This is a genomic window from Yersinia rochesterensis (assembly GCF_003600645.1).
GTDB lineage: Bacteria > Pseudomonadota > Gammaproteobacteria > Enterobacterales > Enterobacteriaceae > Yersinia > Yersinia rochesterensis.
Genome location: NZ_CP032482.1, coordinates 2,046,029 through 2,070,044, shown reverse-complemented (window position 1 = coordinate 2,070,044; position 24,016 = coordinate 2,046,029). Strand labels below are relative to the sequence as shown.

The following is a 24,016-nucleotide window of genomic DNA, read 5'->3' as shown; positions in this document are numbered from 1 at the left end:
TACAATAAAATAACAAGATATTCAAACAGATAATCTTCATTAATCATATATAAAACACTGGGAATGAAATAAAAAATAGATTTAATTACCGAATGATGGTTATTTATTGTACTGACAGTGGCGAGTCTGCGCCTAATGTCTACTTGACCTTTGTGAGAGACGCGACCATAACAATAAGGTAGTAGTTTCAAAATTTTAACCCAATAAAGCACTACTATTATTTTATGTTCCCAACCATTCAAACAGGACGGGCATCGCTATGAACATATTTGATCACTATCTCCAGCGCTATGAGGCTGCCAAGGACGAAGAGTTCACACTGCAGGAGTTCCTCACTATTTGTCAGCAAGATCGCAGTGCATATGCTAATGCGGCTGAACGTCTGCTGATGGCTATTGGTGAGCCTGTCATGGTCGATACCGCACTTGAGTCCCGGATGTCGCGGCTATTCTCTAATCGAGTTATCGCCCGTTACCCTGCATTTGAAGAGTTCTATGGTATGGAGGAGGCCATAGAGCAAATCGTTTCTTACCTCAAACATGCCGCTCAAGGGTTAGAAGAAAAGAAACAGATCCTTTATTTGCTCGGCCCGGTAGGTGGTGGTAAATCATCACTGGCTGAACGTTTGAAAGCCCTGATGCAACGCGTCCCTATCTATATATTAAGTGCTAATGGTGAACGCAGCCCGGTCAATGACCACCCATTGTGCTTATTCAACCCGCAGGAAGATGCGGCGATTCTGGCCAAAGAATACAGTATTCCCAGCCGTTATCTTGGCACTATTATGTCGCCGTGGGCGGCCAAACGTCTGCACGAATTTGGCGGCGATATCACCAAATTTAAAGTCATCAAAGTCTGGCCTTCTATTCTTGAGCAGGTTGCGATTGCGAAAACAGAGCCAGGTGATGAAAACAATCAGGATATCTCTGCTTTGGTCGGTAAGGTTGATATCCGTAAATTGGAAAATCATGCCCAGAACGACCCCGATGCTTATGGCTATTCCGGGGCATTGTGCCGGGCGAACCAAGGGATTATGGAGTTCGTCGAGATGTTCAAAGCGCCCATTAAGGTGCTACACCCCTTGCTGACCGCAACTCAGGAAGGGAACTATAACGGAACTGAGGGGATATCCGCCCTACCATTCAGCGGTATTATTCTTGCGCACTCTAACGAATCAGAATGGGTGACATTCCGTAATAACAAAAACAATGAAGCCTTCCTTGACCGTGTGTATATCGTCAAAGTGCCTTATTGCCTGCGGGTTTCAGAAGAGATCAAAATTTACGACAAGTTATTGACTCACAGTGAACTGACTCATGCACCTTGCGCCCCCGGCACCTTGGAAACACTGGCGCGCTTCTCCATTCTTTCAAGAATGAAAGAGCCGGAAAACTCCAGCATTTACTCCAAAATGCGGGTGTATGACGGTGAAAGTCTGAAAGATACTGATCCTAAAGCCAAGTCTTATCAAGAGTATCGCGACTATGCTGGGGTTGATGAGGGTATGAACGGCCTTTCGACCCGTTTTGCCTTTAAAATCCTCTCAAGGGTGTTTAACTTTGACCATGCCGAAGTGGCTGCCAACCCGGTGCACCTGTTCTATGTATTAGAACAGCAAATTGAACGCGAGCAATTCCAACAGGATATCGCGGAGAAATACCTCGAGCACCTGAAAGGGTATTTGATCCCGAAATACGCTGAGTTTATCGGCAAAGAGATCCAAACCGCCTATCTGGAATCTTACTCTGAGTACGGTCAGAATATTTTCGACCGCTATGTTATTTACGCCGATTTCTGGATTCAGGATCAGGAATACCGTGATCCGGATACTGGGCAACTGTTTGACCGTGAATCACTGAATGCTGAACTGGAGAAAATTGAAAAGCCAGCGGGTATCAGCAACCCGAAAGATTTCCGTAATGAAATCGTCAATTTTGTGTTGCGCGCCAGAGCCAATAACAATGGCCGGAATCCAAACTGGACCAGCTATGAGAAGTTGCGCACCGTGATTGAGAAGAAAATGTTCTCCAACACTGAGGAGTTATTGCCGGTTATCTCCTTTAACGCCAAAACCTCAACGGATGAGCAGAAAAAGCATGATGACTTTGTCGATCGAATGATGGAGAAAGGTTATACCCGCAAGCAGGTTCGTTTACTGTGTGAATGGTATCTGCGGGTAAGAAAATCATCATAACCTGTTATTAGTCCGCCATGATATCGCGGGGATTGATTCCACATTGTTGCTGTGTTGCTCGTCAGCACAGCAACAGTGCGGAAGATGCAGGGAATAGAGGCAGGGGGAGTTATGGGCTACTTTATTGACAGGCGACTTAACGGCAAAAATAAAAGCATGGTCAATCGCCAGCGCTTTTTGCGCCGCTATAAGTCGCAAATTAAACAATCAATTTCCGATGCTATCAATAAAAGGTCAGTAACTGATACTGAGAGTGGCGAATCAGTCTCAATACCTATTGATGACATCAATGAGCCGATGTTCCATCAAGGCCGTGGCGGATTACGCCATCGAGTTCACCCCGGCAATGACCATTTTGTCACCAATGACCGCATAGAACGCCCGCAAGGTGGTGGCGGCGGTAGCGGCAGTGGTCAGGGGAATGCCGGTCAGGACGGTGAAGGCGAAGATGAGTTTGTCTTTCAGATATCCAAAGACGAATATCTCGATTTGTTGTTCGAAGATCTGGCGCTGCCTAACCTGAAGAAAAATCAGTATAAACAGCTGACCGAATTTAAAACTCACCGTGCAGGTTATACCTCCAATGGGGTGCCGGCCAATATCAGTGTGGTGCGCTCACTGCAAAACTCACTGGCCCGCCGTACTGCCATGACCGCCAGTAAACGTCGAGAATTGCGCGAATTGGAAGAGACACTGAAAGCGCTGGAAAACTCGGAACCGGCGCAATTGCTGGAAGAAGAACGCATACGCAAAGCCATTGCCGAATTAAAACAAAAAATCGCCCGGGTACCTTTTATTGATACCTTCGATTTGCGTTATAAAAACTATGAACGCCGTCCAGAACCTTCAAGTCAGGCAGTGATGTTTTGCTTGATGGACGTGTCTGGCTCCATGGATCAAGCCACCAAGGACATGGCAAAGCGGTTTTATATTCTGCTGTATCTGTTCCTGAGCCGCACTTATAAAAACGTCGATGTCGTGTATATTCGCCATCACACCCAAGCGAAAGAAGTTGATGAACAAGAGTTTTTCTATTCGCAAGAAACCGGTGGGACGATTGTCTCCAGTGCGCTGAAAATAATGGACGAAGTGGTGCAAGAGCGCTATGACCCCGCACAATGGAATATCTACGCGGCTCAAGCCTCAGATGGGGATAACTGGGCCGATGATTCGCCGCTGTGCCATGAATTACTGGCGAAAAAAATCCTGCCTGTGGTGCGTTACTATAGCTACATTGAAATCACCCGCCGTGCCCATCAAACACTGTGGCGGGAATATGAAGACTTGCAGGAAAAATACGATAACTTTGCCATGCAGCATATTCGGGATCCTGAAGATATTTATCCGGTATTCCGTGAATTGTTTCATCGGCAAACCGTCGATAATTAACATTTATACATAATTAACAACCAAACTAGCCGGCAATCTTTTTCTACCACAGAAATGGCTTTCCGGCTTTTTAATGCGCTAAAATTTCTACTCCCCTTCATTCTCAGAGCGACCTCCATGAAATGGCATGATGGACTGCGACAACCGGGTGTATTAGCGGCATTAACGGCGGCAGCATTGTTTGGTGCCGGAACCCCGTTGGCGAAACAATTGCTGAATACGGTTAGCCCGTGGCTACTGGCTGGTTTACTGTATTTGGGTTCAGGTGTGGGTTTGGCGCTGTATCGCTTGATAACCCGCCCAGCCGCCGTCAGCCTGCCGCGTAATGAGCTATGGTGGCTTATCGGCGCGATTACTGCGGGGGGGATTATTGCGCCGGTGCTGCTGATGATTGGCCTGACCGGTATGCCCGCATCGGGAGCCTCACTGTTACTCAATGCTGAAGGGGTATTTACTGCCCTGCTCGCCTGGTTTGCTTTCAAGGAGAATTTTGACCGCCGCATTGCTCTGGGCATGGTGGTGATTGTTGCCGGTGCAGCTATTCTGAGCTGGCCGGGAGAAGCGCATTTTGCCGGACTGTGGCCAACACTGGCTATTCTGGGTGCCTGTTTCGCCTGGGGGATTGATAACAATCTGACCCGCAAAGTCTCTTTGACGGACGCCACGTGGATTGCTTCGGTTAAAGGATGGGTGGCGGGTATAGTGAATCTCGCATTGGCCTTTGCCCTAGGCGCAACCTTACCACCACTGACCAATCTGGCCGGTGCCCTGTTGGTCGGATTTTTTGCCTATGGTGTGAGTCTGGCGCTGTTTGTTATTGGTTTACGCCACCTCGGTACCGCCCGCACTGGCGCTTACTTCTCCATTGCACCATTCTTGGGCGCGGCGCTGGCTGTTGCGATGGGGGATGCCGTGACATTACCTTTAGTGGTTGCTGGGCTGTTGATGGCAATTGGGATTGGGTTGCATCTGACTGAACAGCATGAGCATCAGCACAACCATGAAGATTTACTGCACGAACACGAACATCTTCATGATGTACATCATCAGCATTCACATGATTTCCCGGTCAGTGCCAATGTGCCGCATAAACATTCTCATCGGCATCAGCCAATGGCGCACTCTCATCCCCATTTCCCAGACTCGCACCATCGTCATAAGCATGAATCGCAAACCAAAGATAAATAACAAGCATAGGCGGCCAATATCGGCACCCCCACAAACAATGATTGATGCCAGAATAGCCTTATTGATCATCAAGTTGGCTAAAACTCAGTGCCAAATAATCGAGTACACTGCGCACTGAGGGTAATAAACCGCGTCGTGAGGGGAAAACGGCATGGATAATTTCATGGCGCAGTGACCACTCCGGTAATAGGCGGATGAGTTCACCGGCGGCCAATTGCTCCGTCACCATCATCACCGGAAGCTGCACCGCCCCGACACCACTGAGGGCAGCGCTGCGTAATGTAGTCATGTCTGCGGTCACCAGCCGGGGTTGATGATAAATTGCCGCATGCGCCCCTTCTGGCCCCTCTAAATTCCAGATAAATTCCTGCTGAGGCTGCCCTAGCCCAAGACTTGGCCAGCCGGTCAAATCAGCCGGCACGTTCACTTCCCCTTGGCGCGCAATCAACTCAGGGCTGGCAACCAGACACTGGCAGCGGTTACCCAACACCTTCAGCACCAAATCACTGTCTTGCAATGGCGGTGGCCGCACTCGAATAGCAATATCAATGGCTTCGGCCACCGGATCGACCTGTCGATTTGTCGCGTCGAGATGAAGAGTCACCAGAGGGCAACTGGCCATAAAATCCGCTAACATGGTGCTGACTGTGGCTTGTAACAGTGCCACTGGGCAAGTAATGCGCACCACGCCGCGAGGTTCTGCTCGCGTTAAATCAATCGATTCTTGTGCAGCTTTGGCTTCTTCCAGCATCGCTTTGCAGTGTTCATAATAGGTGCGCCCGACGTCCGTCACCGCAAAGCGCCGAGTTGAGCGCTGAATTAATCGCACCCCCAGCCGCTCCTCCAATAAAGCTAACCGCCGGCTCAATTTTGACTTTGGCACTCCCAATACTCGAGCTGCGGCACTGAATCCTCCGTGCTCGACCACCTCGGCATAATAATAAAGGTCATTGAGATCCTGCATATCCTGCCTTTCTGTTACCTACAGTTATTATTGTCCCAATAATAGAACAGTGATAATCACTTTTGCTAACTACTGCTTAGATTATCCTGAATATATACTTTACCCAATCTGTAGCCAAGCAGATTGAACTGTAAGGCTGCTCTCTATTATTAAAGATGTTGTAAGGAGATTACGATGAAAAAAGTCCAAGGTATTTATCGTGCGCCGCGCCAACATTGGGTGGGTGATGGTTTCCCAGTTCGCTCACTGTTTTCATACCAAAGCCATGGCAAACAACTCAGCCCATTCCTGCTGCTGGACTATGCCGGGCCGATGGATTTTACCCCGACCCAGCATCGGCGTGGAGTCGGGCAACATCCACATCGCGGCTTTGAAACCGTGACTATTGTGTATCAGGGTGAAGTTGAGCACCGTGATTCTACTGGTAAAGGTGGAATCATTGGCCCTGGTGATGTGCAATGGATGACGGCAGGTGGCGGTATTCTGCATGAAGAGTTTCATTCAGATAGCTTTGCACAACACGGCGGTGCTTTTGAAATGGTGCAGTTGTGGGTCAATTTACCGGCAAAAGACAAAATGACCACACCGGGTTATCAGGCCATTCGCAATGAAGCTATTCCTCAGGTTACATTGCCTGAGGGCGCGGGTAGTCTGCGCGTCATTGCCGGGGACTATACTGAGGAAAATGGCCCTGCCCAGACTTTCTCACCCTTGAATGTGTGGGATATCCGGCTAAATCAGGGCAAAAGCACTGAGTTTTCACTGCCCGATGGCTGGAATACCGCGCTAATTGTGTTGCGCGGTACTGTGCAGATTAATGGCGATGCCGTTGCCCGTGATGCAGAAATGGTGTTGTTGAGTTCTGCCGGTAGCAAGGTGATTGTCGAAGCCAATAATGATGCTGTGCTGTTATTGCTCAGTGGTGAACCAATCGAGGAACCCATTATCGGTTACGGGCCTTTTGTGATGAATACCGAGGAGCAAATTGCCGAGGCTATCGCTGATTTTAACAATGGCCGCTTTGGTTCGATGGATAATCATGCCTAACCACTGATCTACTCGCTCGCCATTACCTGATATGCCCTTGTCAGGTAATGGCATTTAACGTGTTATCAAGCAATACGTGTTATCAAGCAATAATAGTTATTGGTATTCATTAAAAATAATCTCCGCACGGCCCGATACTCACGACAAATCTTCTCTTTCCCTGCCCGGTTATCGACTAAACTTAATGCCAGATACCGATACAGCAATAAAACTGACATAAATAAGACTGCCGTATTATTTATGCATTCCATAAATTAATGAGTATTTAAATATTTATCATTAATTTTGTTTATTAGAAAATAGTGCTATTTCAATAACCCCATAGGTGATTTCACTCAAACAACACAACTGCCAAGCGATTCTTTTTCATGGGAATTTATAATGAAAACAAAAAAAACAGTAAAATGGCAGAAAGCTGAGCCGTCTGATTATGACGAAAACAATGCCTTATTAAGCGCATTAGATAACTCATTAGCTATTATTGAGTTTGACCTTTACGGTCGTATTATCGAAGTTAATCAGAACTATCTTGATTATTTTGGCTATAAACGCGAAGAAGTCATTGGTCGACCTCATTTAATGTTTTGTCATCCCGGTTATGCCAACAGTGAAGAATACCAAAAAATCAAAAAATGCTTACTCGCGGGGCAATCACTGGAAGGACATTTTGAGCGATTACATAAAGACGGTTCAACTGTCTGGTTGGCGGCTATCTATCAGCCGGTTCGCGGCCCTGACGGTTCAGTGACCCGGATGGTCAAAATCGCCAAAGACATTACCTTTTTCATTGAACAACACAAATTAACCCGAGAGTGGGTGAAACTTTATCCGGTGTTAGCTGCATTAGTTCAGGAACGCCCACTCGAAGAAGTGATGTCTATGCTGTGCCTCGAAATTGAGCGAATTGCCCCGGAGGTGACCGCTAGCATTTTACAGATCAATGGGGAAAATTATCTTACGTTCCTTGCCGGCCCCTCTCTATCACCGGTTTATACTGCCGCACTCTCCTGTGTGCCGGTCGGCCCATATGCTGGATCCTGCGGTACAGCCGCATTTCGCAAGCACCCCGTCGAAGTACAAGATATCTCCACTGACCCACTATGGGAAAATTATCGCCATTTGATTCTCCCCCACGGGCTGCTGGCATGCTGGTCAACACCGATTCTCTCTAGCCAAGATAAAATCCTGGGGACTTTTGCTTTTTATTACAAACAGGTACAAGGCCCAAGTGAATTTCATCGCCAACTGGTCAAGTTAACGGCTGATTTGTGTTCTCTTGCCATGGAGCGGGAACTATCACGCAAACAAATTCAACATTTAGCTTTTTATGATTCATTAACCGGGCTGCCCAATCGCAGCCAGTTTTGGGTTTATGCTAAACAAGCCATTGCGTTAGCGGCTGAAATGAATCATCCGCTGGCCGTGCTGGTGATTAATCTGGATCGTTTTAAACAAGTCAATGACTCGCTCGGCCATGCTGCAGGTGATACATTTCTTGCCGCTATTGCCGAGCGCCTGCGCGACAGTCTGCCCAAAAATGACATTATTGGCCGCCTGTCTGGTGATGAATTTATTATTATTTTGGCCTCCAGCCCCCTGCAACAAACCACGGCGCGAGTGGAAAAGATGCTCAGCTTGTTGTCTCAGCCTTGTCAAATAGCCAATATGAATATTATTCCTTCGGCCAGTGTGGGGATCAGTTTGTATCCGGAAAATGGCATGGAGATAGACACTTTGATGAACCATGCCAATATCGCGATGCATAAAGCGAAAAATATGGGCCATGGGCATTTCAATTTCTTCAGTGTAGAAATGAATAATCTCAATCAACAACGCCAGGATATGGAAGATGCGCTGCGTCATGCATTTCATATTGGCTCCCTTGAGCTATTTTATCAGCCGCAAGTGATGCTAAAAGACGGTCATCTGTATGGTGTCGAGGCGCTAAGTCGCTGGAATCATCCGGTATTGGGCAATATTCCGCCGCAACATTTTATTCCTATTGCTGAGGATAGCGGCCTTATCAACGAGCTTGCCCTGTGGGCAATTGATACCGCGTGCCGGCAACTGGCGGACTGGCGCTTAAGGGGCATTGATGTTCCGTCGGTATCAGTGAATTTATCCCCGACTAATTTCCATAACCCCGGATTACCGGACATGATTTTGCACATTTTGCACCATTATCATTTGCCGCCACAGGATCTAACACTGGAAATTACTGAAGATATATTAATTGAAAGTAACCCGACAATTTTCACTACTATCGAAAAAATTCATCGTCTGGGCATCCGGTTATCGATGGATGATTTTGGCACTGGTTATTCCAGCCTCAGTTATCTACGCCGCCTGGATCTCGATGAAATCAAGCTGGATAAAAGTTTCGTCCATGACCTTGAGCATGACGAAACCAGCCGAACCTTGAGTGAAGCAGTGATTCGCATCGGTGAAAGTTTGCAATTGTCGGTGATAGTTGAGGGGGTCGAAAATGAAGCCCAACGCACTTTGCTGAGCCGGCAAGGTTACTTGATTGGTCAGGGATTTTTGTTTTCAGAGGCGCTGCCCGCGACCAAGTTGGAAGAGTGGTTGGAGCAGCGCACGACCATTAACTGATAAGTGACATTTAGCTTATGAACAACAAGAGATATATAATTAGTTGTAGTAATCTATTAGCAGGTTTAAATACCCATAAGTGACGTTGTCACTGTAACCGGGTCACTCGCGTGAAGGTGGGCACCGCCCACCTTTTCATCTGTCGGCAAATTCTTTATCCTTGCTGCCTTTGTCATTTGGATGTTGCATTATTGTTATGCAAAAAAATGTTGTTATGCAAAAAATGGTTGTTATGCAAAAATTTCTCTTCCTACTGTTAAGCCTAATTCTGCTCGGCCCTCTGGGCATCGACCTTTACCTACCGACCATTCCCGCGATAGCCAAGGGCCTGAACAGTAGCGAGTCACTCATTCAATCCACCATCGCCCTGTTTATTCTGGTGCTGGGTATCGGCCAACTGATCGCCGGGCCATTGGTTGACAAATATGGCCGCAAGCCTATTGCCATCATCGGTATCATCCTTTACATGCTAGGTGCCACGATGGCCGCACTGGCTGTCAGCCCCTTGATGTTTGTCAGCTCGCGTCTGTTGCAAGGCGTGGCGGTCTGTTGCACGGCAGTGGTGGCATTTAGTGGTGTCCGTGACCGCCTCAATGGCAATGAAGCTGCCCGTGCTTTTGGCTTCCTCAACGGCACATTAAATATCGTCCCGGCGCTGGCTCCCTTATTGGGCGGATTGTTGGCCGAAGCCTTTGGCTGGCGAGCGCCATTCTGGTTCCTGGCCTTGTATGGGTTGTTGGTATTAATCCTGGTGATTTTCTTCCTACCGGAAACCCGCCCAGCCAATACCCAGCCAGTGAAAAGTTTGCCGATAAAAAACTATCTGCGCATTTTACGTGACGACCGTTTTCTGACTTTCGCACTGGTGAATGCCGGCGCGATGGGGATGGCATTAACTTATGTTTCGTTGGCACCCAATGTCCTGATGGTCGGCGCGGGGCTAAGCCCGCTGCAATTTTCCTTAGTCTTCGGAGCCAATGGTTTTTGGATCATGGCCGTCAGCTTTTTGGCGAACCGGATTATCCAGAAAGTGGGCCGCCCGGCCTGCTTGATGACCGGTAGTGTATTGATGGCGCTCGGCTGTTTCGGCCTGCTCTATGGCTTGGGATTATCATCTGAGGTACAGCAACATTGGCTGGTTTACATGTTGCCCGTTGCCAGTGCTTGCGCCGGTTTAGCCTTTATGATGGGCCCGGCCACCAGCTATGCGCTGGAACCTTACGCCAATGAGGCCGGTGTTGCCTCAGCCTTGGTGGGGTTTGTGCAAATGGCGGGCGGCGCTGGATTAGGTCTGTTGGCCATGGCCTTGCCAATTGAACCTAAATTATCATTGGCTATCGTGATGTTAACGGGCTGCCTACTGGCGTGGCAGGCACGCCGAGCCAGTAAACATGTGCGCGGTAACTTGCAGAAAATAAACTAACACGCCACTTCAATGGTAAATAAGAAACCGATTACCCATATGAATTGGCGTTGTAGCAAGGCAGCAAACGAATGAGACCCGATGAGCTGACATGAGTCAGTGATTCGGGTGACAAATCTGCTGGGAGCAGATTTGAACGCTGCTTGCAGCGGCCTCGCAGAGGCGAGGCCCATGGACGGGCCGAATAATGAGAGCCGCTAACACCGCTACCGAGTCAAGTCAGAAGGGTAACGCGACTTGCCAGCGCACACATCAACTCATATCCCACCGTTCCCGCAGCCTGTGCCACATTATCAATCAACACATTTTCGCCCCATACCTCGACTTTGCTGCCAATCTGCGCTTGTGGACAGGGCGTTAAATCCACTGTGAGCATATCCATCGAGATAGCCCCCACCGTGTGAGTTACTATGCCGTCCACCATTATCGGGGTTCCACTGGGTGCAAGTCGTGGATAACCATCGGCATAACCACAAGCGACCACCCCAATGCGCTGCGCCCCACTGGTGCAATAGCGGCTGCCATATCCCACACTTTGCCCCACAGATAATGATTGCACCGCAATAATTTCACTGCATAAACTCATCACCGGGCGCAGACCAATACCCGCAATATCCGCAATATCGCCACTGGGTGACGCGCCATAAAGAATAATCCCCGGCCGCACCCAGTCATAATGAGTCTCAGGATTGCGCAATATCGCCGCCGAATTAGCAAAGCATCGAGCCGCCGAAATATGCCCCGTGGCCTGTTGAATCTGAGCAAACTGTTCATCTATGCCGATAGGATTATCTGCATTGGCAAAGTGGCTCATTAATGTCACTTCGCCGACATTGCTAAGGCTTTTCGCCCATTGCCACACCGCCGGTGCTTGCCCAACAGGGAACCCCAAACGATTCATACCGCTATTGAATTTCAAATAGATATTGAGCGGAGCTGTCAGGCGGGCCGCTTTAATGGCTTCCAGTTGCCAATCACTGTGGACCGTCGTGGTCAGACGATAATGATCCAGCAGCACTAAATCTTGCGGCTGGAAAAAGCCCTCCAGCAGTAAAATTGGCCCTTGCCAGCCCTGTTCCCGCAGCAAAATAGCTTCGTTTAAATCCAGTAAAGCAAAGCCATCCGTGCCCGCCAGCCCCGGCCAAATACGTGCTAAACCATGACCATAAGCATTCGCTTTGACCACTGACCAGATTTTAGCTTTTTTGGCTTGTTGGCGAACAATACTTAAATTATGGTGCAGTGCAGATAAATTCAGCGTGGCAGATATCGGGCGAGGCATGCTTATTCCTTCCAAAACAATATTCAGTTGTTATTATCAGTAAACCATTATCATCAATAGGGTCGTATTAGCGCACGGGATGAATATCTTGCAATGGCGTCATATTCAGCGGCCGAAAACCAGCGCTATAGCGGAAGACCGAAAGATCATCAGCAAAAATAGCAGGACGCCGGCCATACATGATATCGGCCAATAATTGGCCTGAACCGCAGGCCATGGTCCAACCTAAGGTGCCGTGGCCGGTATTGAGGTAGAGATTTTTCAGTGAAGTTCGCCCCACAATCGGCGTACCGTCCGGCGTCATCGGCCGCAGACCGGTCCAAAATGTGGCCTGACTGATATTGCCGCCATCGGGATACAAATCGCCGACCACCATTTCCAGTGTTTCTCGCCGTGCCTGTTCCAGTTGGGTATTGAAGCCCACGATTTCCGCCATGCCGCCCACCCGAATACGGTCATCAAAACGGGTAATGGCAATCTTGTAGGTTTCATCCAGCACGGTAGAAAATGGCGCAGAAGCCGGGTTAGTGATGGGAATAGTTAGCGAGTAACCTTTTAACGGATAAACCGGGATCGACACCAACCCCGCCAGCAGTGCGGTAGAATAAGCGCCAAAAGCCACGACATAAGCATCGGCTGTCATAATATCGTCGCCGCACAACACCCCCGCAATTTGATCGCCATCCACCAGCAATTTATCCACTGAGCGATTGAAGATAAATTTCACCCCCGCCTGCTCGGCCATTTTTGCCAGCCGCTCAGTAAACAATTTGCAGTCGCCGGTTTCATCATTAGGGAGACGTAAACCGCCGGCGAGTTTATGTGAGACTTTTGCCAATGCCGGCTCCACGCTGGCCAGTTGGTCCGCAGTTAATAGTGAATACGGCACCCCCGCGTCATCCAATACCGCAATATCTTTGGCCGCATTATTAAATTGCTGTTCAGTTCGGAATAATTGCAGAGTTCCGCCCTGACGCCCTTCATATTGAATACCTGTGTCTTCGCGCAGATCTTTTAAACAATCTCGGCTGTATTCAGCCAGGCGCACCATCCGACTTTTGTTAATCATATAGTGGGAAGTGTCGCAGTTTCTTAGCATTTGCCACATCCAGCACAACTGGGCGGCGCTGCCATCAAGGTGAACAGCCAATGGCGCATGGCGTTGGAACATCCATTTAATAGCTTTTAATGGGACTCCGGGGGCGGCCCAAGGGGCGGCGTAACCCGGTGATATTTGGCCCGCATTACCGGCGCTGGTTTCCTGAGCTGGCCCGTCCTGCCGGTCAATCACCGTAACATCATGCCCATCTTTCGCTAAGTACCAGGCACTGGCGACACCCACCACACCACTTCCTAAAATGACAATGCGCATATCATCTCCCACACCAAAAATGCATCAAAAGCATAATATTCCGTTGACAGAAAATTAACCCAGCAGAAAAAACTATCCAACATATTAATGATAGATTGTGATTACATTCACAATTAATTTACGCCGCAATAACTTTTCAATTCAATAGCGGGAGGAAAATAGCGATAAGATGCTGCTTTTAGCGAGTTATACGAAAGAATGACTGAACAACGCCCTAATTATCCCTATTAACAGCATGAATAATCAGCATGTTGCGGAAGTCAATTTTATTAGTTTTATATTCTAGCCAGGCAGTGGTTGTTCAGAATAATAATCCAATAAAATCTTTTTTAAGATTGTTGATTCTGCCGGTAAAAAATAATCTAAATTAAAATAGATAAGAGTCGTCAAAATACCTGTCGTGTGAAAGATAACTGATATTCATTGACATAAGGTCAAGACAGGCCTCAATTTGTTCATATTGAGCTAGGATTATTGAAGTGACCAGTATTTTGCAGGGTTATAAACCGTGAGGATGCGCTAATGACAACTTCAACATCGAAAAACACCGCGCAGGATAAGCGCCTGACTGACGGCCCGGACTGGACATTTGAACTGTTGCAGGTCTATCTGGATCAAATCGACCGAGTGGCAAAACATTACCGGCTTGATACCTACCCCCATCAGATAGAGGTCATCACCTCAGAACAAATGATGGATGCCTATTCAAGTATTGGTATGCCGATTAACTATACCCATTGGTCTTTCGGTAAAAAGTTTATCGAAACCGAGCAAAAATATAAGCACGGCCAGCAAGGCTTAGCCTATGAGATTGTGATTAACTCCAATCCTTGTATTGCTTATTTAATGGAAGAAAACACCATTACCATGCAAGCCTTGGTGATGGCTCACGCCTGTTATGGTCATAATTCTTTCTTTAAGAATAACTATTTATTCCGCGCATGGACGGATGCCAGCTCCATTGTTGATTATTTGCTGTTTGCCCGCCATTACATCAGTGAATGCGAAGAACGCTATGGTGTAGAAGAAGTTGAGCGGCTGCTCGACTCTTGTCATGCACTAATGAATTATGGCGTTGACCGCTATAAACGCCCGCAAAAAATATCATTAGTTGAAGAAACTGCGCGCCAGAAAAGCCGGGAGGAATATCTGCAAAGCCAGGTCAATTCATTGTGGAAAACACTACCACGAAAAGATCGGGAAGAAGTGCAAGCCCAAGCCCAGCGCTACCCCAGTGAGCCGCAAGAGAACCTGCTTTACTTTATGGAGAAAAATGCCCCACTGCTCGAATCATGGCAGCGGGAAATACTGCGAATTGTGCGTAAAGTCAGCCAGTATTTTTATCCACAAAAACAGACCCAAGTAATGAATGAGGGCTGGGCGACTTTCTGGCATTACACCATTCTTAACCATTTATATGATGAAGGCCGGGTCAGTGATCGCTTTATGATGGAGTTCTTACACAGCCACACCAATGTTGTGTATCAACCACCGTATAACAGCCCTTATTACAGCGGTATTAACCCTTATGCCCTTGGGTTTGCCATGTTCCAGGATATTAAACGCATCTGCCAGTCTCCTACCGAGGAGGATTATTACTGGTTTCCGGATATTGCCGGTAAAGATTGGCTGGATACTCTGCATTTTGCTATGCGCGATTTTAAAGATGAAAGTTTCATTAGCCAGTTCTTATCACCGAAAGTGATGCGTGATTTCCGTCTCTTCACGGTGTTAGATGATGACAAGCATAACTATCTCGAAATTTCGGCGATTCATAATGAAGATGGCTATCGTGCTATCCGCAATGAATTGTCTGCTCAATATAATTTGAGTAATCATGAGCCTAATATTCAGGTATGGAATGTTGATTTGCGCGGGGATCGCTCTCTGACACTGCGCTATATCCCTCATGACCGCGCACCATTGGATAAAAGCCGCCAGCAAGTGATGAAACATATCCACCGCTTATGGGGATTTGATATCCATATGGAGCAACTCAATGATGATGGCAGTATTGAATTGCTCGACAGCGTCCCCCCCAGAGCCAATAAGCTCTAAGATTGGCCGTCTTATTGAATAAGAATTGTAAAAAAGGGGCTAATAGCCCCTTTTACTTTTCTGCTTCACCGCGTTTTCGTCTAGCGGCGGACTTCCGTCAAATCACTTGGCATGGTGCTTTGCATACTGTGCCAGATAGCTCCGCTCTCTTTACCGTAAGTTCGTAGGCAGTCCAACACTTGGTCGTAGGCTTTCTCATCACAAAGTGTCGATAACTTGCTATAAAATGTCAGTGCCAACTTACGCGCTTCTGGATTCGAGAAATAATAACGGCCAACACGGGTATAAAGCCCTTTCAAACCATTCAGGATTAAACCATAGATTGGGTTACCCGAAGCAAAAGCTAAACCACGGAAAATACCGTAATCCAGTGCGGTGAAAGACTCAGCGTTATCATCAACTGTTTGCGCTTGCGCCAGAATCTCCTGCGCCTTTTCCGGATGATTGCGAATAGCCGTCCGGACAAAGATGGTAGCGATATTAGTTCGAACAGCCAGTAAGTTGTCTATCAATTGTGGCACGCTGTCGTGGTCAAGCCGCGCCAGTGTCTCTAGAATATTAAGGCCGGATGTTTCCCAAAAGTTGTTTACTTTCGTCGGTTTACCGTGCTGAATAGTAAGCCAGCCATCGCGGGCTAACCGTTGTAACACTTCGCGTAATGTTGTGCGAGTGACTCCAATCAGTTCTGAAAGTTCGCGTTCCGCGGGCAAAATAGTGCCTGGAGGGAAGCGATTATTCCAAATACTTTCAATAATATACTCTTCCGCGAAACTGGCAGGACTTTGCGCCTTTATAACCATATTTTTTGACGTTCCGTAGCGATACATATCAGCAATTTAGTGCGCTCATCATACCAGACGACTGTATTCCGATATAGCTCCAGAGCCGAACAAATGGTGAAAGCAGTCATAAAGTTGCAAAAATGGCGCAGATGTAATGATGAACAGATTATACCTATTGCTTTTAGGCAAATAACGTAAAGTAAAATGTAACATTGGGCAGTAATAACACCATAATAACTTATTAAGGAGACCGTGACTCACAATGGAAATGACCATTAGACAGGCCGTACTGAAAAATTTTCTGGGGAGTGCACCCGATTGGTACAAGCTGGCAATTATAGCGTTTCTCATTATTAATCCGCTGGTATTCTTCTTTGTCAGTCCTTTTGTTGCCGGTTGGATGCTGGTTATTGAGTTTATTTTTACACTGGCAATGGCCCTAAAATGTTATCCATTACAACCCGGAGGCTTATTAGCCATTCAAGCCGTCGCTATCGGGATGACCAGCCCGAATCAGGTAGCCGAAGAAATTGCCAATAACCTCGAAGTCCTGCTGTTACTGGTGTTTATGGTGGCGGGCATCTATTTTATGAAGCAGTTATTACTGTTTATCTTTACCAAACTGCTGCTGAATATCCGCTCAAAAATTGCTCTCTCATTAGCATTCTGTGTTGCGGCTGCTTTCCTTTCAGCATTCCTGGATGCGCTGACCGTTATCGCCGTCGTCATTAGTGTCTCTGTTGGCTTTTATACTATTTATCATCACGTTACATCAAATCATTCGGATAAAGACATCAATGATGATAGTTGGATAGACAGTCAGGAAAATCGCAAAACACTGGAACAATTCCGAGCATTCTTGCGCAGCCTCATGATGCATGCTGGCGTGGGGACGGCGCTGGGGGGCGTAATGACCATGGTGGGTGAGCCGCAAAACCTGATTATCGCCAAAAGTGCCGGTTGGAATTTTGGTGATTTCTTTATGCGGATGTTGCCGGTCACTCTGCCAGTGCTGTTTTGCGGACTGTTGGTCTGCGTGTTGGTCGAGCGTTTTAAGCTGTTTGGCTATGGTGCGGAGCTACCTGAGCGAGTACGCCATGTTCTGACGGATTATGACCAACAAGCTAGCGCCAAACGAAATCGGCAGGAAAAAGTGAAGCTGCTGGTACAAGCATTAATTGGCGTCTGGTTGGTGCTCGCGTTGGCATTACATTTAGCTGAAGTGGGCTTAGTGGGGCTGTCGGTGATTATTCTCGCCACCTCTTTCTGCGGCATCACCAGTGAACATGCGCTGGGTAAAGCATTTCAAGAAGCATTGCCTTTCACTGCGTTGCTGACGGTGTTTTTCGCCGTGGTCGCAGTAATTATTGAGCAAAATTTATTCACCCCAATTATTCAGTTTGTTTTACAATCCTCACCGTCAGCTCAATTATCCCTGTTTTATTTGTTTAACGGCTTACTGTCCTCGGTCTCTGACAATGTCTTTGTCGGCACGGTGTACATCAATGAAGCACGGAAGGCATTTGAATTGGGTATTATTTCACTCCAACAGTTTGAATTATTGGCCGTCGCTATCAATACCGGTACCAACCTCCCCTCTGTTGCCACACCTAATGGGCAGGCCGCGTTTTTGTTCCTGTTGACCTCAGCACTCGCCCCATTAATTCGCCTATCCTATGGTCGAATGGTGTATATGGCCCTGCCTTATACTATTGTGATGACAATTGTCGGCCTGCTCGGTGTTGAGTTCTTATTAGTGCCAGCAACAGAGTGGATGGTACAAAGTGGCTGGATAAGTTTGCCTCATCTCGTTGCGGGGGTTAGCATTACACACTGATGACTTAAATTATCGTCTGTACCCGCCCATTCCAATCCCGTATAAAGGGGCTAAAATGGGCGGGTAAAACAAACCAATATCTCACCCAAAGCAAAATTGATGATCGTGATGGCTGATATTCGCGAGAAATAGCTGATTTTTGTCTAATTTTACCTTTGGGTAGCTGGCAGCAAAGATGAATTGGTTTACACTGCCGGTACAATTGCTTACTGCATGGAAAATAAAGATATGTTGCAATTCCTTAACCGCTGCTCTAAAGGGCGCGGTGCTTGGCTGTTAATGGCCCTGACTGCACTTGTATTAGAATTAGTTGCGCTCTATTTTCAACACGTAATGCTGCTTCAGCCTTGCGTAATGTGTATTTATGAACGGGCCGCATTATTCGGTATTCTTGGTGCATCACTGCTAGGTGCTATCGCGCCTAAATCCCCTTTGCGCTATCTGGCTATTTTCATCTGGATTTACAGTGCATGGCGAGGCATTCAGTTAGCTTGGGTACATACGATGCTGCAGTTGCATCCATCACCTTTCACAACCTGTGATTTCTTTGTCAGCTTCCCGTCATGGTTACCGCTAGACAAATGGTTCCCTGCTATCTTTGTTGCCAGTGGCGATTGCGCAGTAAAACAATGGGAATTCCTGTCACTGGAAATGCCGCAGTGGTTAGTCGGCATTTTCGCCGCTTATCTGCTTATGGCGGTATTAGTGCTAATTAGTCAATTTGTTAAGCCGAAAAGACGCGATCTGTTTAGCCGCTAGCTTTTATTTTGACTGACAATTTTTACACATATCTTTATCTATTTAAGGCGCCCAAAATGGGGCGCCTTTTTATATTCTGACCGCCCCAAGCCATTGGGCTAACAGCTTTATTGATTAACGAATAATGCCGCGTGCAGAGCGACTGAAAAATGGCTGATAAGGCAGTAATATTTGCCACTCTCTCGCCAATATTTCAATTTCTTTATTTACCTCTGCCACCCGCTTTCCTCGATGATAAATAAGTTCGTAAGCACCTTTAACCGCCTGCTGATCATTGCTGTCTAGCCAATCATCGCGGACTCCTGTACCTCTTATTCCTACAGGCACTGCGCGATTCCCTTGTGCAATAACATAAGGCGGGACATCCTGCACCACACAAGCCCCCATATTCACTAAAGCATGAGTGCCAATAACACAAAACTGATGCACCGCACTGCCAGCACTAATAATGGCAAAGTCATCAACTTCGACATGCCCAGCCAATCCCACATTTGATGCCAAGAAACAATGGTCGCCCACAATGCAATCATGTCCAATATGAACATGGCTCATCAGATTATTATCATTACCAATATGTGTAACTCCACCGCCCTGTAAAGTACCGCGATGAATAGTGACATTTTGCTGAATCAAATTGCGACTACCAATGACAACTCGCGTGCTCTCGCCCTTGTATTTAAGATCCTGACTAACCTCTCCGATGGAGGAAAATTGTCCAACATAATTGTCACATCCAAGCTCGGTAATACCATTAATCACAATATGCGATTTAAGCACCGTGCCGGAACCAATAGTGACTTGAGAACCAATGTAACAAAAGTGACCAATATGTACATTCGCACCAATCACCGCCCCCTCCTCAATGATTGCAGAAGCAGAAATTATCGCGGTGTTATCAATCAAGCTATTTAATTCTCCTGGTGGAGGACTCACTTACTGCTTTGTGGGTAACTTCAAGGCTGCATAAGGACTAATCCATCCATTGGTTTAATCGGATTTACTGGCAAAAAATAGGTAGGAATAAGAGAGTGTGGCCGTCATGCTGACTCAATCGGCCATATAAAAACCCCGGTAATAACCAGGGTTTGAAAGGATGCCGGTACTTTCCCGGCTGTCATGTTATGGTGTAAGCGTCCGTCGTACACTCCAACATTACACAGCCTAAGCACGACCATTGCATAACAGAGAAACACACTGTAAATATCCTTAATGCGCTTTTCTGTTAAACATCTTATCCCGTAACCCACTAACTGTGATAGACAAAAATACTGTCATACTTTAACTTCATACGATTAATAATTATACAGTTTTTATAATATTTCATCAAGGGAAATTGAATATAATTTTCCATTTCAGATGAATCTGGATTCTTTATTTCTTGCCAATGAGGAGCAAATAATTAATCTACCCGTGACATAACTAAACAAGGCCGCCCTATGGCAGCCTTGTTTCAGATTATTATCCCAGTATTACGCTTTGCTATGAGTACAAATATATTGGCTCGCTTGCTCACCATCGACAATCGCCAAACGAATGGGCATGGTGGAGATGTTAAGAGCCGCAATAACATGTTCCTGGTTATTCGACTTCTGGAAGATCAGCGATTCACCCTGACCTTCCGGATTAACTTTAACAAACTGAAATACTGATTTATCGATGGTCAGCTGTTGATTCGGCCCATCCAATACGGCAGAAAGGCTGCTGCCCTCTTTCAATTCGCAGTCAAGATTAATTAATGAAGCCCCAGCGGCCTGAACCTGATGTGAAACACCACCTAATGTGGTGAATATACCGATGATAACAGCGGCTAAAGTAGAATATTTCATTTTTTTAAGTTTCTTGGTTAAATTTCGGCGCTAGTATGCCATATTTGGCTGCTTATCGTGACGAGTTATCTGGCCCACTGTGGTTTATTCAAAATGTGGTCTTGCCAGTCGATCACTTCACTCTCGCGCACCGCAATATGACGTACTGAAATTCGCTCACCGTGCATGGCGGATTTTGAACCCGATAATAATGGGTGCCAATGGGGTAAATCATGACCTTCGCCAATTAAGCGATATGCGCAGGTAGGCGGCAGCCATTCAAAAGTCACCAAGTTTTCGCGAGTTAACTTGATGCAATCCTCTTCTAATTCAAAGCGGCGCTCATAATTACGGCACTGACAGGTTTTGAGATTGAGCTGATCACAGGCCACATTGGTGAAATAGATTTCATCCGTGTCCTCATCAATCAGTTTATTCAAACAACATTGGCCGCATCCGTCGCACAGTGATTCCCATTCACTGTCTGACATCTCAGCAAGTGTTTTTTGTTGCCAAAAAGGAGGTTGTGACATAACGGTATCCGCTGTAATTGAAAAATATAGAGTTGAATGAGCGGGTGTTTATAGACGTTTTGGCTACCAGATGCAAGTTTTGCCGCCCGAGCAATGGCCCAAGCGGCAGACATTCATTTAGATTATGCGGGTGTTCAATGTTTTACCATTTAGCATAATTTTTAGCATATCACCCGACTTCATCGGGCCGACACCTTGTGGTGTCCCAGTCAACACGACATCACCGGGACGCAACGTAAAGAAACGACTGATATAGCTTATCAATGGAATGATAGGCGTTATCATATCGCGGGTATTGCCCTGTTGACGGATTTCATCATTGATGGTCAGGGATAAATCAACCTGTTGTGCATCGCCAAACTCGGCCACAGGGATAAAACCCGAAATCGGGCACGAACCATCAAAGGCTTTGGCTTTCTCCCAAGGCTGCCCCGCTTTCTTCAAACCGGCCTGCAATTCACGCAAGGTTAAATCCAATGCCACACCATAACCCGCAATAGCACGAGCCACTCTATCTTCAGTGGCTTGTTTTAACGGTGTCCCGATCAAAACAGCCAGTTCAACTTCATGGTGTACAGCACCTAAATCTTTCGGGATCGAGACCGGTTGGCGAATATCACACAGGGCTGTTTCCGGTTTCATAAATAGCACTGGCTCGGCTGAGGCTACACTTCCCATCTCTTTAATATGTTCGGCATAGTTACTGCCTACGCAAACCACTTTACTCACTGGGAAATCCAGCAAAGCCCCTTGCCAGTCTCTATGTTGATACATACTGCCTCTCTTGAATTTATATCCTGATAGACACTACACCGCAGGCATTATTGACTAATGCTATCCGCCATCATACCAATGCTGATAGCAAAATAGTAAGAACGGTTCCAGTGCATTATGGTTCGGAAATTATCATAAACCAGAAACGCTCGCCCTTGTACATCATCGGGCACAATCACCCAAGCACGCAAATCAGGGTTAGCCACACTGCCTTTTGGGATAACGCCAAGCTGCTGCCATTGTGCGACTGTCTTGGCTTGGCTATCTTTCAAACCGGCAAGTGCAACATTGAAGTCCTCAGGTAACTGAACTTCCTGACCCCACTCCATGCCCGGTTTCCATCCCTCAGTAGACAGATAGTTAGCGGTTGAAGCAAACACATCATCAATATTATTCCAAATATCGACTTTCCCGTCACCATCACCATCAGCCCCATAGGTCAGGAAAGAACTGGGCATAAACTGGCTTTGCCCCATGGCTCCGGCCCAAGACCCTTTCAATTGCGGATCTTCCACGCGACCTTGTTGAATTATTTCCAGTGCGGCCATCAGCTCTTTGGTGAAAAATGCCTCGCGCCGCCCTTCAAATGCCAATGTCGACAAAGCCGAAATCACATCTTCTTTACCTTGAATTTTACCAAAGCCACTTTCCATTCCCCACAGTGCCACAATGTAACGTTCCGGCACGCCATAGCGCGCAGCCACGGGCGATAACTGGGGCTGATAGCGCTGATAAATTTCTTTGCCCTGCGCTATTTTACTCGGAGTCAGAACTTTGGCGAGGTAGTCATCCAATGTGATCTTTTTTTCTAACTGGTTACGATCCGATTGAATAACCCTGTCAACAAAATGAATATTGGCGAAAGCGATATCCAACGTGGCGTCACTGATCCCCTTCGCGCGGGCCTGAGATTTTAATTTTTCAACATAAGCGGGAAATTGCGCCGGATCCCGCCCCTGTTCGGATAACATTTTTTTGCTGTTGGCGGCAGGGGCTGGACTCGGTGCAGATTGCAATGCAGCAGCTTGTGGTTGCATTGGAGCAGTTGTGTTCTTTTTGGCACACCCCATAGATATTACAGCCGCAATGGCGACTGTAATCATTGACAATTTCATCGACGCGTTCCTTTATAAAGCCATCGCCAGCGAGAAAACTAGGCTTTCGTTTCACCCAAATGCATTTTCAACAAACTTTCTGGTGGTGGCGGGACTTGCAGATAAAAGCCCTGATCAACGAGCGCGTTCTTCACTTTTTCGATATCCGCCGTTGCCAAGCTTTTTCGCTCATTGAGTGAAAGCAGCATCGCAAATTGCGGTTGACCAAAACTGGCGAGTAACTCAGCAGGCACTCTCGAAAAATCATCTTTCTTTTCAATATAAAGGTAAGTTTGATCCCGTTTAGGGCTTCTGTAGATAGCACAAAGCATGTTTTGGACTCTAGTCGATAAATTCAAGGGTAATATACCCTAAATAATTCGAGTTGCAGGAAGGCGGCCAACGCACATGCAGCTTGAAGTATGACGGGTATAGCTGATGATTATAACACGCCAGGCTATATCACATATCTGAGATATCAATAGACGGGGATCTTGACCTCTATCCTGGCAGCACAAGGATCGGGGGTTAAATAGGAATTTCTGGCATTATCCACTCGCGGGCGGGGTTGATGTTCTTGCCGTTGGCATTTCATCTGTTTTTCTTTTTCATCCCTGGCGACATCAGCATCTATTCGTGCTTTTTCCTCATCTAATTTCTGTTGCCATGATTCAGCATCATGAGCCGCCCCCCTCAGTGCTTTGCGTTTTTCCAAGTAATCGGTAGAAACCTGACTATCTTTTGGTAATTCAGCGTGATAGCTAAAATCAGCCCCAGCATGAAAAGGGGTTGATAGGGCAATAACACAGATAAATGATAGTGGGACGAAATTCCTTTTCATCATTGACTTCCTTTAGACTAGCTGATGCAGAAAGCACAAAATATCACAAAATAATTATCATTCT

At 46.8% G+C, this 24,016-nt stretch carries 20 protein-coding genes; 9 read left to right on the top strand and 11 right to left on the bottom strand.

Annotated features, from left to right (window positions below; all coding sequences use genetic code 11):
* Window positions 1-259 precede the first annotated feature (259 nt).
* The 3 genes from yeaG to DXZ79_RS09720 all read left to right on the top strand — a co-directional run bounded on the left by yeaG (window position 260) and on the right by DXZ79_RS09720 (window position 4,771).
* Window positions 260-2,194, top strand: coding sequence for a protein kinase YeaG (yeaG, locus tag DXZ79_RS09730; RefSeq protein ID WP_004390941.1), 1,935 nt, complete (start codon window positions 260-262; stop codon window positions 2,192-2,194).
* Between the two features lie 111 nt (window positions 2,195-2,305).
* Window positions 2,306-3,583, top strand: a complete 1,278-nt coding sequence (locus tag DXZ79_RS09725) for a YeaH/YhbH family protein (RefSeq protein WP_120011242.1) — start codon at window positions 2,306-2,308, stop codon at window positions 3,581-3,583.
* A gap of 117 nt (window positions 3,584-3,700) precedes the next feature.
* Window positions 3,701-4,771 carry a DMT family transporter gene (locus DXZ79_RS09720; protein WP_038633276.1) on the top strand — a complete coding sequence of 357 codons (1,071 nt, stop codon included), beginning with the start codon at window positions 3,701-3,703 and terminating at the stop codon, window positions 4,769-4,771.
* A gap of 58 nt (window positions 4,772-4,829) precedes the next feature.
* Here the strand turns inward: DXZ79_RS09720 and DXZ79_RS09715 are convergent, their stop codons facing one another.
* Window positions 4,830-5,735, bottom strand: coding sequence for a LysR family transcriptional regulator (locus DXZ79_RS09715; protein ID WP_120011241.1), 906 nt, complete (start codon window positions 5,733-5,735; stop codon window positions 4,830-4,832).
* Window positions 5,736-5,909: 174 nt separating this feature from the next.
* Between DXZ79_RS09715 and DXZ79_RS09710 the strand changes: the two genes are divergently transcribed.
* The 3 genes from DXZ79_RS09710 to DXZ79_RS09700 all read left to right on the top strand — a co-directional run bounded on the left by DXZ79_RS09710 (window position 5,910) and on the right by DXZ79_RS09700 (window position 10,815).
* Window positions 5,910-6,782 carry a pirin family protein gene (locus tag DXZ79_RS09710; RefSeq protein WP_120011240.1) on the top strand — a complete coding sequence of 291 codons (873 nt, stop codon included), beginning with the start codon at window positions 5,910-5,912 and terminating at the stop codon, window positions 6,780-6,782.
* A 381-nt stretch (window positions 6,783-7,163) separates the two neighbouring features.
* Window positions 7,164-9,392, top strand: coding sequence for a bifunctional diguanylate cyclase/phosphodiesterase (locus DXZ79_RS09705; protein WP_120011239.1), 2,229 nt, complete (start codon window positions 7,164-7,166; stop codon window positions 9,390-9,392).
* 232 nt (window positions 9,393-9,624) lie between these two features.
* A complete protein-coding gene (locus DXZ79_RS09700; RefSeq protein WP_050291804.1) occupies window positions 9,625-10,815 on the top strand; it encodes a multidrug effflux MFS transporter in 1,191 nt (396 codons plus the stop codon).
* A 214-nt stretch (window positions 10,816-11,029) separates the two neighbouring features.
* Here the strand turns inward: DXZ79_RS09700 and dadX are convergent, their stop codons facing one another.
* The gene (gene dadX, locus DXZ79_RS09695; RefSeq protein WP_120011238.1) at window positions 11,030-12,097 is read right to left on the bottom strand and encodes a catabolic alanine racemase DadX; all 1,068 of its coding nucleotides are present in this window, start codon (window positions 12,095-12,097) and stop codon (window positions 11,030-11,032) included.
* A gap of 67 nt (window positions 12,098-12,164) precedes the next feature.
* A complete protein-coding gene (locus DXZ79_RS09690; protein ID WP_038633291.1) occupies window positions 12,165-13,469 on the bottom strand; it encodes a D-amino acid dehydrogenase in 1,305 nt (434 codons plus the stop codon).
* A 522-nt stretch (window positions 13,470-13,991) separates the two neighbouring features.
* Here DXZ79_RS09690 and DXZ79_RS09685 point away from each other — a divergent pair.
* A complete protein-coding gene (locus DXZ79_RS09685; RefSeq protein ID WP_038633292.1) occupies window positions 13,992-15,527 on the top strand; it encodes a SpoVR family protein in 1,536 nt (511 codons plus the stop codon).
* An 80-nt stretch (window positions 15,528-15,607) separates the two neighbouring features.
* Here the strand turns inward: DXZ79_RS09685 and fadR are convergent, their stop codons facing one another.
* Window positions 15,608-16,327, bottom strand: a complete 720-nt coding sequence (fadR, locus tag DXZ79_RS09680) for a fatty acid metabolism transcriptional regulator FadR (RefSeq protein ID WP_038633293.1) — start codon at window positions 16,325-16,327, stop codon at window positions 15,608-15,610.
* 244 nt (window positions 16,328-16,571) lie between these two features.
* On the opposite strand from fadR, the gene nhaB reads away from it, so the two are divergent.
* Entirely contained in the window at window positions 16,572-18,146 is a 1,575-nt protein-coding gene (nhaB, locus tag DXZ79_RS09675; protein ID WP_038633295.1) for a sodium/proton antiporter NhaB, read from the top strand.
* Between the two features lie 228 nt (window positions 18,147-18,374).
* Complete coding sequence (gene dsbB, locus DXZ79_RS09670; protein WP_038633298.1) at window positions 18,375-18,905, top strand: disulfide bond formation protein DsbB; 531 nt, start codon at window positions 18,375-18,377, stop codon at window positions 18,903-18,905.
* A gap of 114 nt (window positions 18,906-19,019) precedes the next feature.
* Here dsbB and lpxA read toward each other — a convergent pair whose 3' ends face one another.
* From lpxA to DXZ79_RS09635, 7 genes are all read right to left on the bottom strand, one after another.
* A complete protein-coding gene (gene lpxA / locus DXZ79_RS09665; RefSeq protein WP_038633300.1) occupies window positions 19,020-19,808 on the bottom strand; it encodes an acyl-ACP--UDP-N-acetylglucosamine O-acyltransferase in 789 nt (262 codons plus the stop codon).
* Between the two features lie 566 nt (window positions 19,809-20,374).
* Window positions 20,375-20,731 (bottom strand): hypothetical protein, encoded by a 357-nt coding sequence (locus DXZ79_RS09660; RefSeq protein WP_038633303.1) that lies wholly within the window; start codon window positions 20,729-20,731, stop codon window positions 20,375-20,377.
* A gap of 65 nt (window positions 20,732-20,796) precedes the next feature.
* Window positions 20,797-21,243: a YcgN family cysteine cluster protein gene (locus tag DXZ79_RS09655; RefSeq protein ID WP_038633306.1), complete on the bottom strand. Its 447-nt coding sequence runs from the start codon at window positions 21,241-21,243 to the stop codon at window positions 20,797-20,799.
* A 117-nt stretch (window positions 21,244-21,360) separates the two neighbouring features.
* Window positions 21,361-22,017 carry a fumarylacetoacetate hydrolase family protein gene (locus DXZ79_RS09650; protein WP_038633311.1) on the bottom strand — a complete coding sequence of 219 codons (657 nt, stop codon included), beginning with the start codon at window positions 22,015-22,017 and terminating at the stop codon, window positions 21,361-21,363.
* A 47-nt stretch (window positions 22,018-22,064) separates the two neighbouring features.
* The gene (locus DXZ79_RS09645; protein WP_162928739.1) at window positions 22,065-23,132 is read right to left on the bottom strand and encodes a lytic murein transglycosylase; all 1,068 of its coding nucleotides are present in this window, start codon (window positions 23,130-23,132) and stop codon (window positions 22,065-22,067) included.
* A 38-nt stretch (window positions 23,133-23,170) separates the two neighbouring features.
* Window positions 23,171-23,443: a YcgL domain-containing protein gene (locus DXZ79_RS09640; RefSeq protein WP_004393529.1), complete on the bottom strand. Its 273-nt coding sequence runs from the start codon at window positions 23,441-23,443 to the stop codon at window positions 23,171-23,173.
* Between the two features lie 146 nt (window positions 23,444-23,589).
* Window positions 23,590-23,952 (bottom strand): hypothetical protein, encoded by a 363-nt coding sequence (locus DXZ79_RS09635; RefSeq protein WP_038633320.1) that lies wholly within the window; start codon window positions 23,950-23,952, stop codon window positions 23,590-23,592.
* Window positions 23,953-24,016: the final 64 nt, after the last annotated feature.